This is a genomic window from Paenibacillus sp. USHLN196 (genome assembly GCF_037144955.1).
In the GTDB taxonomy this organism is placed as follows: Bacteria; Bacillota; Bacilli; order Paenibacillales; family Paenibacillaceae; genus Paenibacillus; species Paenibacillus xylanexedens_C.
In genome coordinates, this window is record NZ_JBBCYH010000001.1 from 519,172 (window position 1) to 533,571 (window position 14,400).

Annotated in this window: 12 protein-coding genes; 4 read left to right on the forward strand and 8 right to left on the reverse strand. The window is 46.2% G+C overall.

Annotated features, from left to right (window positions below; genetic code table 11):
* Positions 1–10: 10 nt before the first annotated feature.
* The 4 genes from WFI24_RS02195 to WFI24_RS02210 form a co-directional block, all read right to left on the reverse strand.
* Complete coding sequence (locus WFI24_RS02195; RefSeq protein ID WP_336758399.1) at positions 11–1,234, reverse strand: VWA domain-containing protein; 1,224 nt, start codon at positions 1,232–1,234, stop codon at positions 11–13.
* The gene (locus WFI24_RS02200; protein WP_336758400.1) at positions 1,219–3,678 is read right to left on the reverse strand and encodes a DUF5682 family protein; all 2,460 of its coding nucleotides are present in this window, start codon (positions 3,676–3,678) and stop codon (positions 1,219–1,221) included. Before WFI24_RS02200 ends, WFI24_RS02195 begins: the two co-directional genes overlap by 16 nt.
* Positions 3,666–4,766: an ATP-binding protein gene (locus tag WFI24_RS02205; RefSeq protein WP_336758401.1), complete on the reverse strand. Its 1,101-nt coding sequence runs from the start codon at positions 4,764–4,766 to the stop codon at positions 3,666–3,668. Before WFI24_RS02205 ends, WFI24_RS02200 begins: the two co-directional genes overlap by 13 nt.
* 418 nt (positions 4,767–5,184) lie before the next feature.
* Complete coding sequence (locus tag WFI24_RS02210; RefSeq protein WP_336758403.1) at positions 5,185–6,162, reverse strand: aldo/keto reductase; 978 nt, start codon at positions 6,160–6,162, stop codon at positions 5,185–5,187.
* A gap of 223 nt (positions 6,163–6,385) precedes the next feature.
* On the opposite strand from WFI24_RS02210, the gene WFI24_RS02215 reads away from it, so the two are divergent.
* The 4 genes from WFI24_RS02215 (at position 6,386) to WFI24_RS02230 (ending at position 9,830) form a co-directional block, all read left to right on the forward strand.
* Positions 6,386–7,585: a cytochrome P450 family protein gene (locus WFI24_RS02215; RefSeq protein WP_336758404.1), complete on the forward strand. Its 1,200-nt coding sequence runs from the start codon at positions 6,386–6,388 to the stop codon at positions 7,583–7,585.
* Between the two features lie 35 nt (positions 7,586–7,620).
* Positions 7,621–7,962 (forward strand): ribosomal protein L7/L12, encoded by a 342-nt coding sequence (locus WFI24_RS02220; protein WP_336758406.1) that lies wholly within the window; start codon positions 7,621–7,623, stop codon positions 7,960–7,962.
* Positions 7,963–8,132: 170 nt separating this feature from the next.
* Positions 8,133–8,417 carry an ArsR/SmtB family transcription factor gene (locus tag WFI24_RS02225; RefSeq protein WP_336758407.1) on the forward strand — a complete coding sequence of 95 codons (285 nt, stop codon included), beginning with the start codon at positions 8,133–8,135 and terminating at the stop codon, positions 8,415–8,417.
* 228 nt (positions 8,418–8,645) lie between these two features.
* Positions 8,646–9,830, forward strand: a complete 1,185-nt coding sequence (locus WFI24_RS02230) for an MFS transporter (RefSeq protein WP_336758408.1) — start codon at positions 8,646–8,648, stop codon at positions 9,828–9,830.
* Between the two features lie 106 nt (positions 9,831–9,936).
* Here WFI24_RS02230 and WFI24_RS02235 read toward each other — a convergent pair whose 3' ends face one another.
* From WFI24_RS02235 to WFI24_RS02250, 4 genes are all read right to left on the reverse strand, one after another.
* Positions 9,937–10,692 (reverse strand): SDR family NAD(P)-dependent oxidoreductase, encoded by a 756-nt coding sequence (locus WFI24_RS02235; protein WP_336758409.1) that lies wholly within the window; start codon positions 10,690–10,692, stop codon positions 9,937–9,939.
* A gap of 308 nt (positions 10,693–11,000) precedes the next feature.
* Positions 11,001–12,728 carry a ubiquinone-dependent pyruvate dehydrogenase gene (poxB, locus tag WFI24_RS02240; RefSeq protein ID WP_336758411.1) on the reverse strand — a complete coding sequence of 576 codons (1,728 nt, stop codon included), beginning with the start codon at positions 12,726–12,728 and terminating at the stop codon, positions 11,001–11,003.
* A 258-nt stretch (positions 12,729–12,986) separates the two neighbouring features.
* The gene (locus WFI24_RS02245) at positions 12,987–13,748 is read right to left on the reverse strand and encodes an SDR family NAD(P)-dependent oxidoreductase (protein ID WP_336758412.1); all 762 of its coding nucleotides are present in this window, start codon (positions 13,746–13,748) and stop codon (positions 12,987–12,989) included.
* Positions 13,749–13,903: 155 nt separating this feature from the next.
* A complete protein-coding gene (locus tag WFI24_RS02250; RefSeq protein WP_336758413.1) occupies positions 13,904–14,212 on the reverse strand; it encodes a Dabb family protein in 309 nt (102 codons plus the stop codon).
* Between the last annotated feature and the right edge of the window lie 188 nt (positions 14,213–14,400).

Genomic DNA, 14,400 nt, shown 5'->3' on the forward strand with positions numbered 1-14,400 from the left:
CTCCTTGAATTTAAGTGATGATCTCGCCAATCCAATCCGCGAGTTCGTTAGGCGTAATCGCTGCTACATGCGCTCCCATATTCGTTAACGTCTGTGCTGCGTGTTTGTTATAGACGGAATCCCCGTTAAAATCGAGGGCAGTGAGAACCAGCAGCTTGCATCCTGCATCGATGATATCTTTACAAGCTTTGTACATCTGCGCAATCGGGTACCCTTCCTCCAGATCACTGACCAGAATAAAGATGGTTTTGCCCGGATTATCGATTAGCGTCTCGCCGTATCGCAACGCTTTGGTAATATGTGTCCCCCCGCCCAACTGTACATTCATAAGTACATCTACAGGGTCTTCCAGTCTGTCGCTCAGATCAACAACCTGCGTATCAAATATGAATAATTGGGTGCGCAACGCATTCAAACGGTAGAAGATACTGGCCATCACCGAACTGTAGATGACTGAATCCAGCATACTGCCACTTTCGTCCACACCAATAATGATGTTCCACTTGTTATGGGGCTGTATATTCCCGTCGAAATACAGACGATCAATTACAAATCTTCGCTTGTTTTTATCGTAATTCTTCAGGTTCTTGGTGATGGTTCGTTTGAAATTCAGATTGCGCAAGGATCGTACTGAACTGGAGGTATAACGACTGCGCTTGCCCATGATACTGGCTCGGGTCTGAGATTCCAGCTTACTGCGGAGCTCTTCAACCACAGTTCGCACGATCTCCTTGGCGCTCTTTAATACCTCACCCTTCATCCGTCCTTTGAAATGCATAATGTTCTTGAGCAGATTCATGTTGGGTTCAAGGGATTCAAGCAGCTTTTTGTCCGTTAACAATTCTGTTAGCCCATAGCGGTCAAGCGCCTGCTTCTCCAATATTTCTACCGTTGGTTTCGGGAATAGGTCCCTGACCTTGTGCAACCATTTCGGTACAGTCAGGTTAGACGCACCGCGTCCGCCCTCTTTTCGGTAACCTTGTTCTTCACCGTATTCACGGTTATACAGATAACCCAGAATCTCATCCATTTCCGTATATTGAAATTCAGCCGACGTATATTGATCTGTATTGCACAATCCTTCTTCAGCAGATTCACCCAGAATCAGACGCCACCGATTCAAGGTTTCAACAGACTGTCGCGACTCTTGGTTGCTTCCATCCGGATTGGAAATCTCGTCCGTTTCTCTGGTTTCTTCCGTTATCCGTTTCGCTTCATTCATATCAGCTTCCATGCGGCGAACTCCTTTCGAAGCGCTTCATCCCATGCTTTGGATTGAATGAGCATCTGCTCATCTACCGCAGGCCTTAACATCTCCTCCGGTTCAACCTGATGCAGACTTGCCACACGCTCAGCAATTAAACCCGTCTCCATTGGTGTAAAGTAGGTAAATGCCAGCCGCAATTCCGGTACCATACTGATGAAGTCGTCGTATGACAGCTGTTCAATCAGATAGTTCAACTCGGATAACAGCTGATCTTCATATAAAAAAGCGTCACGTGCTACAGAGAACACTCCCTGTAAAAAAGGTGCCGTTTGACGGGTCTGATCCGGTGTTCCACGGATATACCCGCGTGCGCGATCAACAATCTCTTCCCTGGGCCTGTCACCGAGTCCTGAGGAGATAGCCACACACACACCCTCCAGTTGAGCCGGAAGCTGGTGATCAGACAGAAGTTCGCTCAGGTGAATTCGGAATGTCTCATTCTGAAAACGCTCCTCTGATGACTCCGCGAGCATGGCTAGCAGCTTCAGTCCCTGAATAATGGCTTCATGTTCATCCGGATTGGCTCTGGAGAGCTGTAGCAGTTTGTCTACAGCGTTCCTGTAAGCTTCGGATACCAGATCAGGGAGATGTTGCTCGTCAGACAAACCCAAAAGTCTCTGGTGTTGATGAATTCGGTTCAAGACATGCAGACTGTTACATAAGGATAGAAAATTCCCGTCGGTTCTCAGCGCTGAGCGGACCTGTTCATAGAGTTTCATCGCTGTGTCTTGAAGTCCCATAAGCAGCGCTTGAAGCATTAATCGCGCAAGTTCACCACTGTGATGGTCCGGTACTTCCTGCATCTGTTCTTCCATTTTGCGTGTAGCCGCTCCGGCAAGCGTTCCCCCATAGAGAGAGTTCTCTATCAATCTGGCTTCAATACGGGAGGTGTACATATACACCCAGGTTTCGCGTACAAGATTCATGTCACGCTCTGCGATCCAGTCTGGCCCGGATTGTCGTTTGGCGAATTCCGGAACCAGATACATCATGCATTGAAACAATTGGCTTATCTGGCGGTGTTCCGGTTTCGCATAAAGATCCAGTACTTTCTTGTGTTGTCCTGTTGTGCGAATCTGCAGTTTGTACCCTGTACAACGCGCCTTGAAATCCTCCACGATGGGAATACTGAATGAATTGGGAGCCACGCTTCCAATGACGTCTCCTGTCAATAACTGCTGTAACTCTTGCAGAGGTTTATCGGTCGCCAAGGTAAGCTCCCCCTTCACAAAGGAAGAGAGTGCTGCATCCATCAACTCATAGACGCCGCCTTCCCGTTTACCCCGAAGTCCCGCAAGACCCTGCATCATACTGTACGCCTCAATCGCATCACTGGTTGATACATGTTCGTGACCATCCCGTAATTGGCGCATCAGCCGGGATAACAAGTCCAGAGCCGTTAGATTGTATGGTGTACTCTTCTTGCGAGTGAGCTGGTTCCAGATCTGATCGTAATAATTCACATAAGGCATGCCGCTCGCATAACCATTGAGCCGATCTGCTTCAGCAAAGGTATAGACCATCGGGTACATCTGTTGATGAACCGCAGTTGGATCATCCGTATCTTTTGAATACGTCTCTTGTTCAACTAGAGGTTGATCCGCCTGTTGTTTATCCATCTTCAGCCGTTCCAAGTCCGATTCATTTTTTTCAGACATCAACAGTCCATACGTATGAAATCCACCGGTAATGACCAGCACACGGTCATGTTCCTGTACCACTTGTTTGATACGTTGTCTCATATGCGCTTCCCTTGCCAGATCACCTGTAGATTGTAATCGTTCCGTGGAATAGCACATTCGGGATAACGTACAATACGTGAATACATCCTGTACGAACTCCTGAGTGGATTTGTCCAGACCACCAATCTCAAACACTTTTTCCCACAATTCATCAAAACTGCGGCAGTTTGTTTTTTGGCACAACCGGCTAATGAACTCAGACCCTGCTAGCAAGGTTTCATCCTGGATGGAAATCTCTTTTTGTTCTGTCTGCCCGGACTTGGAAGCACGACTGGAGAAATGATGATAATCCAAGTCGATAAACTTTGCCGGAATGTCCAGACGCGCTGCTTCTTTCAACGCGACATATTCAGGAGAATAACGAAGCATCGGGTAATAGCAGGATTCTCTCTCCATTTCACTCTCATAGGTATAGTACAGGCTGACAGGAGGTATGGTTGCCTCATCACTGAGCACTGAAATTAATGGATTACCGCTCTCAGGTCCTTCAATCAAAATGATATCCGGCTTGTACTCCCCAATTAATCGTAACAAGTGATACGAACATGCAGGGCTATGGTGTCTTATTGGATAATAGACGGTAGGGTTACTTAAGTTATATACCTGGGTCTCGAACAAGGACTGTAACTGATCCACATCAGCGTCCATTACTGCTGCTAACCGATCCATTTTCTCTCCTCATAATAGTCCTTCCACATTCCCTCTTCCCTGGAACGCTCTTTTACGACCTTGGAGAAGTAGGTTTTGAGAATGGACAGATCCTTGTCGTTTTCTTTCGCAATGGTCCCCAGCATGTTCTGCACCAACCGATCCAGCGCAATAGCCTTATCTTCGTAATAATAGGAAGTCATCGCACTCTGGACATAGACAGACACCGCCTCTGCCGTGCTCATCGATGCTTGAGGAGTATCCAGCTTGTAACCTTCCCGTGTCATGCCGGTGCGCAGTTCCATGAATGTCGTAGCCAACAATTCAACCACATCCGAGTTAATGTCAATCTCAATTCCACTATGTAATAACAGGTTTCGTGCCTGGGATTCAATAATTTTGGCTTCCATCTTGACGTTATGAATGGGCTTGATCGTTTCGAAATTGAACCGACGTTTCAACGCACCACTCATTTCATTTACACCTTTATCCCGAATATTGGCTGTAGCAATCACGTTAAACCCCGGTTGGGCAAACAGTACACCGCCGTCCAATTCAGGAATGCTCATGACCTTGTCACTGAGGATACTGATCAGACTATCCTGCGCCTCAGCGGGACAACGTGTAATCTCTTCAAATCGGGTAAGAATGCCTTTCTTCATTCCGTTATATAACGGAGATGGTACAAGCGCGGCTTCCGAAGGACCTTTATCAAGCAGCATGGCATAATTCCATGAGTACTTGATCATATCTTCCGTTGTGCCTGCCGTACCTTGAATCGTGTTCAGACTGGTTCCGGAGATCGCTGCGGTCAGCAGTTCGCTAAGCATGGTTTTGGCGGTACCGGGTTCTCCCACGAGCATTAACCCCCGATTGCCTGCCAGAGTGACCACTGCACGTTCAATCAGCACATCATTGCCATAAAATTTGCGGGTAATCGGGATCTCTTCTCCATTCAAAATGGCAGGCTTATCCCTGCCAATAATGAAATCGCGCACATAGGCGGGAGATAACAGCCAGTTGGGGGGACGTTTCCCCTGATCCTCCTCTCGCAGTGCACGTAATTCTGACTCGTATAATATCTCGGCGGGTGGTTTAAGCATCTCCATCGTCAAGGTGTCTCCTCTCACATAAACAGATCGTATGTTCTTATTCCTATCATTTTATCACAGCACTCCAACAACTACCCGGTAAAACGGTAAAAATGGTTGAAACGTCCTTCTTATCAGCACTTTTCCTAAGTCCATGGACATAGCCTCTAGCACAAATATGAAGGTGAAATATTGATAGAGTCGTGCCCACACTCTGGTTTCGGCCCCGAATAAGTACCTTATTGCAAATGTGTTCGTATTGTAGGCCATATGACCTTATGATTCATTACACTTCCCGTATTGTGTTTCAACCAAATGAAGCCGAACATTATAAAGAAGACACAGGCCAGCAGCCTGTGTCTTCTGATATGCTTAACTTACGGCCAATTTTCTAAGAATTGTGATCGGATATTACTCATCTCTCAGATGTCCCTGATTACATTCTGCGCCCACATGAAGCCGAATACAGCTCGTACCACTCATATCGGGTTAGCTCAACCTTCGTCGCGTCACGACATGCAAGAATACGTTCTGGCCGAATCGAACCAATCACGGGTTGAATGCCTGCCGGATGCTTCATTAACCAAGCCAGTACGATGGATTCGGATGTAACACCACGTTCCATGGCCATTCGATCAACCAATTGAGCCGTATGCTCAATCTCCGGCCGTTGTCCCTCGACGATCCTGCCATTAAATCTACCTTGCGCAAGTGGACCCCAAGCTTGCAGTTGAATATGTTCTGCCTGACAATATTCCATCGTGCCATAAGGGAATACGTTGTCTCTGGCTTGAGGTCGATTCACCGTCACTCCAGCTTCTACGAATCCGTTTTTGTCCAAACTCATCTCCAACTGATTCACAATCAGAGGTACTCTACTATGGAGCTGAAGAAGGCGAATCTGTTCAGAACCCATGTTGGACACACCAAAATGACGCACTTTACCGGATTGATGAAGTTCAGCCAGTGCTTCCCCAATCTCTTGCGGATGCGCGAGCGGATCAGGACGGTGTAACAGCAAAATATCCAGATAATCGATGCCGAGCCGTTCCAGGATACCATCCACACTCGCCAGGATATGTGCACCTGAGGTGTCATAACGCTGCGGTCCTTCATCATCACCCACAAGACGTATGCCACACTTCGACTGTATAATGATCTGTTCCCGCAAACCTGGAGTTTCGGATAAAACTCGGCCCAATACATGCTCCGCCTTACCACGTGTGTATATATCCGCCAGGTCAAAGTGATTAATGCCTATTTCGATTGCTGCTTCTACCGCCCGATGACCCTCCGTCACAAGATCTGAAGTTATGGGCAGGCCGTCCCATTCACCCCCAAACCGCATACAGCCAAGAACAATTCGACTTGCGGGAATCTGGTGATGATGCAAGGGAATTTGTGCGTATGACATGTCAGTATTCACCTCGTTTTCATATTAATCCAAGCGCATTTCAGAATTCTTCCTGTTATTTTCTTGGATCTTCCTGTGTTTTCCTGCTTTTGTTGGCAATTCATAATACAACCGCATCATGATGCAAGCCCATCTCCAAATCAAAACAAGGTTTCAAAGCGATACGTATTGAATATATATAGGGTGCAGGTTATATAAAGCCATATGAGAGGAGATTTCACATTTGAATACGAATGAAACTAATGAAACCTCAACGTCCGCTTTTTTTACCGCAGAATTTACACGTAATCCTTATCCGGTATATGAAAAATTAAGAAAAGAGGACCCCGTCTTCAGAGTCATGTTTCCGCATGGAGAGTTCGGCTGGATCATTACTCGGTATGAAGATGCTGTCCAGGTGCTGAAAGATCAACGCTTCAGCAAAGACATGGTCCGACGTTATGGCCCTGATAATCAAAGCATCTTCTCCAATAATATGTTGTTCTCGGATCCGCCGGATCATCGCCGTCTGCGTGGACTTGTGCAGAAAGCATTCACACCCAAACTGGTCGCAGACATGCGAAGCCATATTCAGGACATTGCGGATGATCTGCTGGACAACCTTCCTTCACAGGAAAAAATGAATCTGATTGATGACTTTGCCTTCCCGCTGCCCATCATTGTCATTAGTGAAATTCTGGGAGTCCCTCATGAAGATCGTGACAAATTCCGCATGTGGTCCAATACGGTAATCGATGCTTCAACAGCCGAGAGTGCAGAGCTGTTTGAGCAGCATGCCAAGGAGTTTACGGATTACCTGACAGCCTGGTTCGAGAAAGTACGTAAAAATCCCGGCACTGATCTGATCAGCCAGCTCGTCATTGCAGAAGAATCCGGGCAGCAATTGACTGAACAAGAACTGCTTGGCGTTGTCTCCTTATTAATTATTGCCGGTCATGAAACGACAGTTAATCTCATTGGCAATGGAATTCTTGCTCTGTTGGAGTACCCTGAGCAACGTGAGCTGCTCCTTAAACAGCCTGAGCTTATTCACAACGCCATTGAGGAGATGCTGCGATACAATGGACCGGTGGAGTTCAGTACATCTCGATGGGCTCTGGAAGATATCGAATTCCGTGGACAGCATATTGCTCAGGGTGAACTTGTCATCGTTGCGCTTGATTCGGCTAACCGCGACGAGGAGCAGTTCAAAGATGCTGATATCTTTGATATTACGCGCGAGAAGAGTTCGCATCTGGCCTTTGGCAAAGGCATCCACCTCTGCCTCGGAGCACCGCTTGCACGTCTGGAAGGTGAGATTGCCGTCAGCACGCTTCTGAATCGTTTTCCGAATATGCAGCTACAGGCTGATGTGAATGAACTCGAATGGAGACCCGGCATGATTGTTCGTGGTGTCAAGGAGATCCCGGTTCAACTTAAATAATGGCATGAATAATTGAAAGCGAGGCACCTTACATCATGGAAATGAACACCTTGGTATGGATCGTTTTTTTGCTTCTGATCCTTGTGTTACTGTTCAGAGTCACGAGCCTGCAACGTCAACTGAATGAATTGAAAAGAGATGTGGAGCGTCTGGAGAACGGTTCAACCGCAAGCGCACGCTCCGACTTAAATTATACCTTGTCGCCGAAGGAAGCATCCCCTTCCTACGTAAGTCCAACGGGGCCTTCCGATCTCGATCAGGAGTTGCTTGCACTTATACAACAAGGGAAAAAAATTATGGCGATCAAACGACTACGTGAAGCCAGAGGTCTTTCGTTGAAGGAAGCCAAAGACTATGTTGATTCCCTGGATCGGTAATAAACAACTCACATAACTCTCGGGGGAAGTTACTCCAGACTTTCGGCTGTTAACCAAACGCAGTAGAAAGTATGGAATTTCCGTCCGAGAGTTTACTTTTCAAACGACATATGCTACTGTTATTTCTATATTACTAGAAGTAAGAAATAAAGACGAAAGGACAGATCATCATGCAATCAAACTCGAATGAGATTGAACAAGTCGTCAAAATTCATAAAGCACTGGGCGAGCAAACACGCTACAAAATCATTCAGATTTTATCGGGCGAAAGCAACCTGTGTCCTGCCGATCTGGAGAGGCGCCTTGTTACGGTTGCCCTATCGACTCTGTCTCATCATCTGAAACAGCTATCCGATTGCGGCCTGCTCACGTCGCAGAAGAAAGGTACGTATATCTATTACAGCCTGAACACGGAGACTGCACAAAAGTTTGTTCCCTATCTGCTGAATAAATAAAAAATTTGAGTTATATTTCTATATAATTAGAAATATTGAAACAACACTCAACATTTATTGATAGAACTAGTTCACGTAAGTTTACGCTTTATACCAATATTCATTATCGGTTGTAACATCACTGTTTGCAGATCGGTTGCATTCACAGTATGCATGTCTTGTCCTCTTGTCTTTATTTCTATATTTCTAAAAATATAATAATTATAATCAGAAAGAGGTTATGTTTTTATGTCTTCTTCGCTCAAAATCTATGTTCTTGCCTTGGTCAGCTTCCTTGTAGGAACGTCCGAATATGTCATTGCCGGCATTTTGGATCGCATTGCAGATACCATGAATATCTCTTTAATCGCTGCCGGACAGCTCATTACGATTTTTTCACTCGTATATGCGCTAGGTACACCTGTCATTATTGCATTGACTTCGCGCTGGGACCGTCGCAAGCTGTTGCTATACTTTCTCGGTCTATTCGTTGTGGCTAATGTTCTTGCCTATCTGTTGCCGGGTTATGGACTGTTCGTCGCAGCACGAGTGTTGATGGCTTTGGGCGCGGGTGTTGTTGTTGTCACAGCATTAACGGTTGCTTCCCAAATAGCAGCGGAGGGCAAACAAGCTAGTGCAATCGCCACAGTAATCACTGGATTTACGGCTTCTTTGATTGTTGGCGTTCCGCTCGGAAGGCTTGTGGCTGCATCTTGGGATTGGAAACTTGTTTTTGCCGGTATCGCCGTTCTTGGTGTTCTCGCCATGCTGGTTATCGCGGCCGCCATTCCGCCTTCCAAAGCAGAAGCTCATGTTCCGCTGAAGAAACAACTCTCTTTGCTCAAACAGCCACGAATTGTACTGGCACTGCTGGTGACCTTTTTCTGGTTAGGTGGTTATTCCATTGCCTACACGTATATTTCACCTTACCTTGTATCCGTCGCAGGAATGAGCGAAGCACTACTCAGTTCAGCTTTACTCGCATTTGGCATAGCAAGTCTGATCGGTTCAAAAGTTGGAGGATTCAGTGCTGACAGATCGGGTGTCAAACGAACGCTGGTCACAGGCATGACATTGCATATCGTGAGTCTGGTCCTGTTGAATATAACGGCAAGCTCTCATCTTGCTATCTTCCTTGTTCTGATTTTGTGGTCTTTTGCCGCATGGTCCTCAGGTCCAACTCAGCAATATAACCTGGTCACCATGGCTCCGGAATCCTCTGGCATTATGCTAAGTCTGAATAGTTCGGTCATGCAATTAGCCATGGCTGCCGGCGCAGGTATTGGTGGAATGGCGGTCAGCAGCGTTTCATTGTCATCCATCACCTGGATTGGCGCTGTCGGGGTTGCTGTTGCCGTCATCATCGTTATAGGCTCGTATCGTTCAACACCTGTCAAAAGTACACAAACCAATACATCGCACAACGTTGCCTGATATGAATTCGTAGTACAAATAAAACCAAAAAGAGAGGTCACTGTACGCATACAGTGACCTCTCTTTAAACATTTTAACAGCTATTATATTGCCGATAAGCGAACTCTTATTGGGCTGTAACTGCACCATCGATCGGATATACTGCACCATTAATATATGGCGCTTCATCTCCCAGAAGGAAGGAAACGAGGTTCGCGATCTCTTCCGGTCTGCCCAGACGTCCGGATGGAATGCTGTCAACGGTTGCCTTGAACACTTCAGGGTTGTCTTTACCGAACTGAACAACCATCGGTGTCTCAATTGTACCTGGCGCAATCGCGTTTACACGAATATTGTCCTTGCCATATTCAATCGCAGCTGTACGGGTCAAGCCAACCACGCCATGCTTGGTTGCTGCGTAAGGTGCAACCGCGGGTACACCCACAATACCAGCAGTGGAAGCTGTGTTCAGAATGGAACCTCCGCCGGTTTTGAGCATTTCCGTAATCACGTACTTCAACCCGTAAAACACACTTCTCAGGTTGATATCAATAATCTGGTCAAACTGCTCAATCGTATGTTCGATCAACTTGATTCCAGGACCCGCAATGCCTGCATTATTAAAGAACATGTCGATTCGTCCAAACTCTTCGACTGCTTTTTTCACGTAGTTCTCAACTTCAGGTGCTTTACTCACATCTGCTTGTACAAAAATTGCTTTACTTCCCAGCTTCTCAATCTGCTTAACCGTGTCAAGACCTGTCTCTTCGACAAGATCCACGACAACAATAGATGCGCCCTTTTCAGCCAATTTCAATGCCGCTGCTTGGCCTAATCCACTTCCTGCTCCAGTGATAATAGCTACTTTTCCTACGTGACTCATGTTGATCTCCTCCATGTGTGTGTGTCATCTTGTGATTGGATCGATGAATACGATATGAAACGTTCGTACATGTAACAATGCAATATGTAGGTCAAAAATGTCATAAAACCTTCCTGACTTTACCTATTCTAATAGACTTTCGACATAAAAACAAATCATATAATATGGATTCATACTATATCAATTGTCACACATTCAGCATTATATTGAATGAGCATGCACCATGATTTCGTGTTGCATGCTCATCTCTTTAAACATATAACGCTATAACGTCGCTGTTCTCGACCTCTTCAAGAAGCAATAATCGCCTATCGTAGCAAGTTGGTTTTAGCTAATTCAATCAGCTCATCCCCACGTCCGTTAAGCACGGCTTTCATCATCCATAGGGTGAATCCTTCCGCCTGTTTGATATCAATCTTCGGAGGCAAGGACAATTCCTGACGGTTCACCACCACGTCGATCAGCACAGGACCCTCATGCTGAAGCGCGCGTTGCACAGCCCCTTCTAATTCAGCGGGATCTTCAACCCGAATCCCCTCCATGCCCATGGCTTGAGCAACCATCGCAAAGTTGGGATTTACAAGCTCTGTTCCCGATTCCAGGAATCCGGCCGCCTTCATCTCCAGCTCAACAAAACCGAGTGCTCCATTATTAAATACCACAACTTTGATCGGCAGATTATGCTGTTTCAGTGTCAACAGATCACCCATCAACATCGTAATACCACCATCACCCGACAAAGAGATGACTTGTCTGCCCGGATCAGCGACCTGAGCGCCAATTGCCTGTGGCAAAGCGTTTGCCATCGTACCATGACTGAATGAACCGAGCAGCCTGCGATTACGAGACATCTCGATATAACGGGCCGCCCATACTGTCGGAGTACCGACATCACAGGTGAAGATGGCATTTTCGGCTGCGGCTTCACTAATGATCTTGGTTAAGTACTGTGGATGAATAGGCTTTTTACCTGGTTTCCCAACCGCAAGCTCGTCCAGATCTTTACGTACTTTCACATAACGATCCACACTCTTCTGCAGATGTTTATCATTGTGTTCTTCTGTTAGATAAGGAAGCAAGGCTTCTATGGTCGCTTTCACATCCCCACACACGCCATAATCGAGCTTCGTGCGCCGACCCAGGTGGGAAGATTGAATGTCGACTTGAAGCACAGTCGCATCTTCGGGATAGAACTGACGATATGGGAAATCCGTTCCCAGCATCAGTAGTACATCACAGTCCATCATCGCATGATAACCGGACGAATACCCGATTAGACCCGTAAGGCCCACGGAATACGGATTGTCATACTCCAAATATTCCTTGCCTCGTAGCGCAATAACCATCGGGGATTTCAACCGGTCACAGAGCTGCATGAGAGGTTCCCTGGCGCCCGCGCATCCTGCACCGCACAACAACGTGATTTTTTTACCTTGATTCAGATATTCGGCCAGTTTCATCAGTTCCGGCTCAGAAGGATGTACCACTGGATGGGTCGCATGATACACATGCTCAGGTACAGGCAGATCCGCCGCTTCCAATCCAGCTACATCTCCCGGCAATACAACAACAGACACGCCAGAACGTGCAACTGCTGTCTGAATAGCCATCGTCAGGGAACGCGGCATCTGTTTCGCTGTCGTAATGACTTCACAATAATCACTACATTCCTGGAACAGATACTCCGGATGGGTCGCCTGAAAATATTCACTACCAATCTCGTCACTTGGGATATGTGCGGCAATGGCGAGTACAGGAACACGATTGCGGTGACAGTCATACAGACCGTTAATCAGATGCATATTGCCCGGTCCACTGCTTCCTGCGCAGACAGCGATACTTCCACTGACCTCAGCGTCTGCCCCAGCAGCAAATGCAGCCACTTCTTCATGTCGTACATGAATCCATTCAATCTTGCCCGAACGACGGATCGAGTCGAGTACCGCATTCAAAGAATCTCCAACAATGCCATATATGCGTTTGATGCCAGCGTTCAACAAGGCTTCAACCAGAACGTCTGCAACTGTTTTTTTCATGAGGGATGGGTCTCCTTTAATTGCTCATTTTGATTATGTTTCCACTCTGTTAATATACCTATTCTTATACCCCAATCTTCTAAAAACCGAACCAAATCATATGTATTTCTAGATATATGAAACAAAGAACTGCCCCTTAAATCATTATTGCAGTTTTAACAAAATCCAAAAAATCCGCTTGTCGAATGACAAACGGATTACGGTTAAATTATATTGATTCGTATTTTATATGCATTCATTCGCGAATCCAAAGGGTAACTAGATGGCAGGCATCACATTGCCGCCACTTACCGGGATATAGGCACCTGTGATAAATGAGGATAGGTCCGATGCCAGAAAAGCCACCGCATTGGCGATTTCCTGATCTTCACCCCTACGCTTCAGCGGCACAGTACGCGTATATGCCTCATCATGTCCAGGCTCACTGGAGCGATCACGCTCACTAATCGTCCACCCAGGGGCAACCTGGTTCACGGTAATCTGATACTCGCCAACTTCCTTGGCCAGCACGCGATATACACCATCCATTCCACGCTTACCAGCGGTGTAGGCCGACTGATGAGCGAAATTTTGCATCGCACATTCTGTGTTGATGCCAATGAAGCGACCAGCTTTAACCGATTGCATATGCGGAATGAAAGATTTGGCAAGATACACACTCTGCATGACACAAGATTCGAACTGGCTCAAGTAGTCTTCAGGAGATTGCTCCAACACCGTTGTCCATTCATACTGAATGACTGCATTGGCAACAACAATATCCACTCCGCCGAGGACAGCCTGGATCTCATCACGCATCCGGAATGCCGTGTCTTGCTTCGTAATGTCTCCCTGTACAATGACAGCCTGACGCCCCAATGCCTCAATTTCACCTTGAAGCTCCCGTGCTTTCGTATCATTATTGATGTAATGTAGGGCCAGATTGGCGCCACAGGCTGCCAACGTGCGGGCGATGACTCTCCCCAGTTGTCCGGTTGCGCCTGTAACAAGAGCCGTTTTTCCTGTGAGATCCAATTGCATAACAGCGAAAACCTCCTTGAATTCATTTTATCGAAAACGATTTCGTGAAGTGTTATAATTTTCATCAAATCAACTTCATTCAGAGAGATATACAGCATTGTTCAATGCTGTATATTGTATATGGCAGTTCAGCTTTATTTCAATATGTGTGGGGATTATTGATGATTATGTTGAATGAGATCAATTTCCTGGAAGCGACTAACTTCCTTTTCCCAACGGTCTTCTACATATTGACGGTGAACCGGGTGATTGTTGTATGCATCATACGCAGCCTGATCCGCAAAGACCATGGAGAAGCTGTAGTCAAACTCATTCTTCTCACTTACCTGTCTCAGAACCTGAAACTGCTCTACTCCAGGAATGACTGCAAGTGCATCTGAACTTTCCTTTAAAAAGGCTTCCGCCTCCGGTGTATCTTTACCTGCGTATAGTGTAAACGTTACCATATGTGTGATGCTGCTCATCTCTATTTCCTCCTCCAATATGTTCTAACTCTGTTTTCTAGTGTACATCCGATTGTGTTGTAAGCGCAATAATTGGTTGAATTAATTTTTAATGAAAATGGATATTCCTATATAAATTGAACTAAAGAATATTTACACTGGTCACTTCGATGACAGAACAACCTTCCGATCGCTGTTATCCCCAGATT

Bases quoted from the DNA above. Each gene is read 5' to 3' on its own strand.
- WFI24_RS02195 (WP_336758399.1), bottom strand. From the start codon at position 1,234: ATGGAAGCTGATATGAATGAAGCGAAACGGATAACGGAAGAAACCAGA.
- WFI24_RS02200 (WP_336758400.1), bottom strand. From the start codon at position 3,678: ATGGATCGGTTAGCAGCAGTAATGGACGCTGATGTGGATCAGTTACAG.
- WFI24_RS02205 (WP_336758401.1), bottom strand. From the start codon at position 4,766: ATGGAGATGCTTAAACCACCCGCCGAGATATTATACGAGTCAGAATTA.
- WFI24_RS02210 (WP_336758403.1), bottom strand. From the start codon at position 6,162: ATGTCATACGCACAAATTCCCTTGCATCATCACCAGATTCCCGCAAGT.
- WFI24_RS02220 (WP_336758406.1), top strand. From the start codon at position 7,621: ATGGAAATGAACACCTTGGTATGGATCGTTTTTTTGCTTCTGATCCTT.
- WFI24_RS02225 (WP_336758407.1), top strand. From the start codon at position 8,133: ATGCAATCAAACTCGAATGAGATTGAACAAGTCGTCAAAATTCATAAA.
- WFI24_RS02230 (WP_336758408.1), top strand. From the start codon at position 8,646: ATGTCTTCTTCGCTCAAAATCTATGTTCTTGCCTTGGTCAGCTTCCTT.
- WFI24_RS02235 (WP_336758409.1), bottom strand. From the start codon at position 10,692: ATGAGTCACGTAGGAAAAGTAGCTATTATCACTGGAGCAGGAAGTGGA.
- poxB (WP_336758411.1), bottom strand. From the start codon at position 12,728: ATGAAAAAAACAGTTGCAGACGTTCTGGTTGAAGCCTTGTTGAACGCT.
- WFI24_RS02245 (WP_336758412.1), bottom strand. From the start codon at position 13,748: ATGCAATTGGATCTCACAGGAAAAACGGCTCTTGTTACAGGCGCAACC.
- WFI24_RS02250 (WP_336758413.1), bottom strand. From the start codon at position 14,212: ATGAGCAGCATCACACATATGGTAACGTTTACACTATACGCAGGTAAA.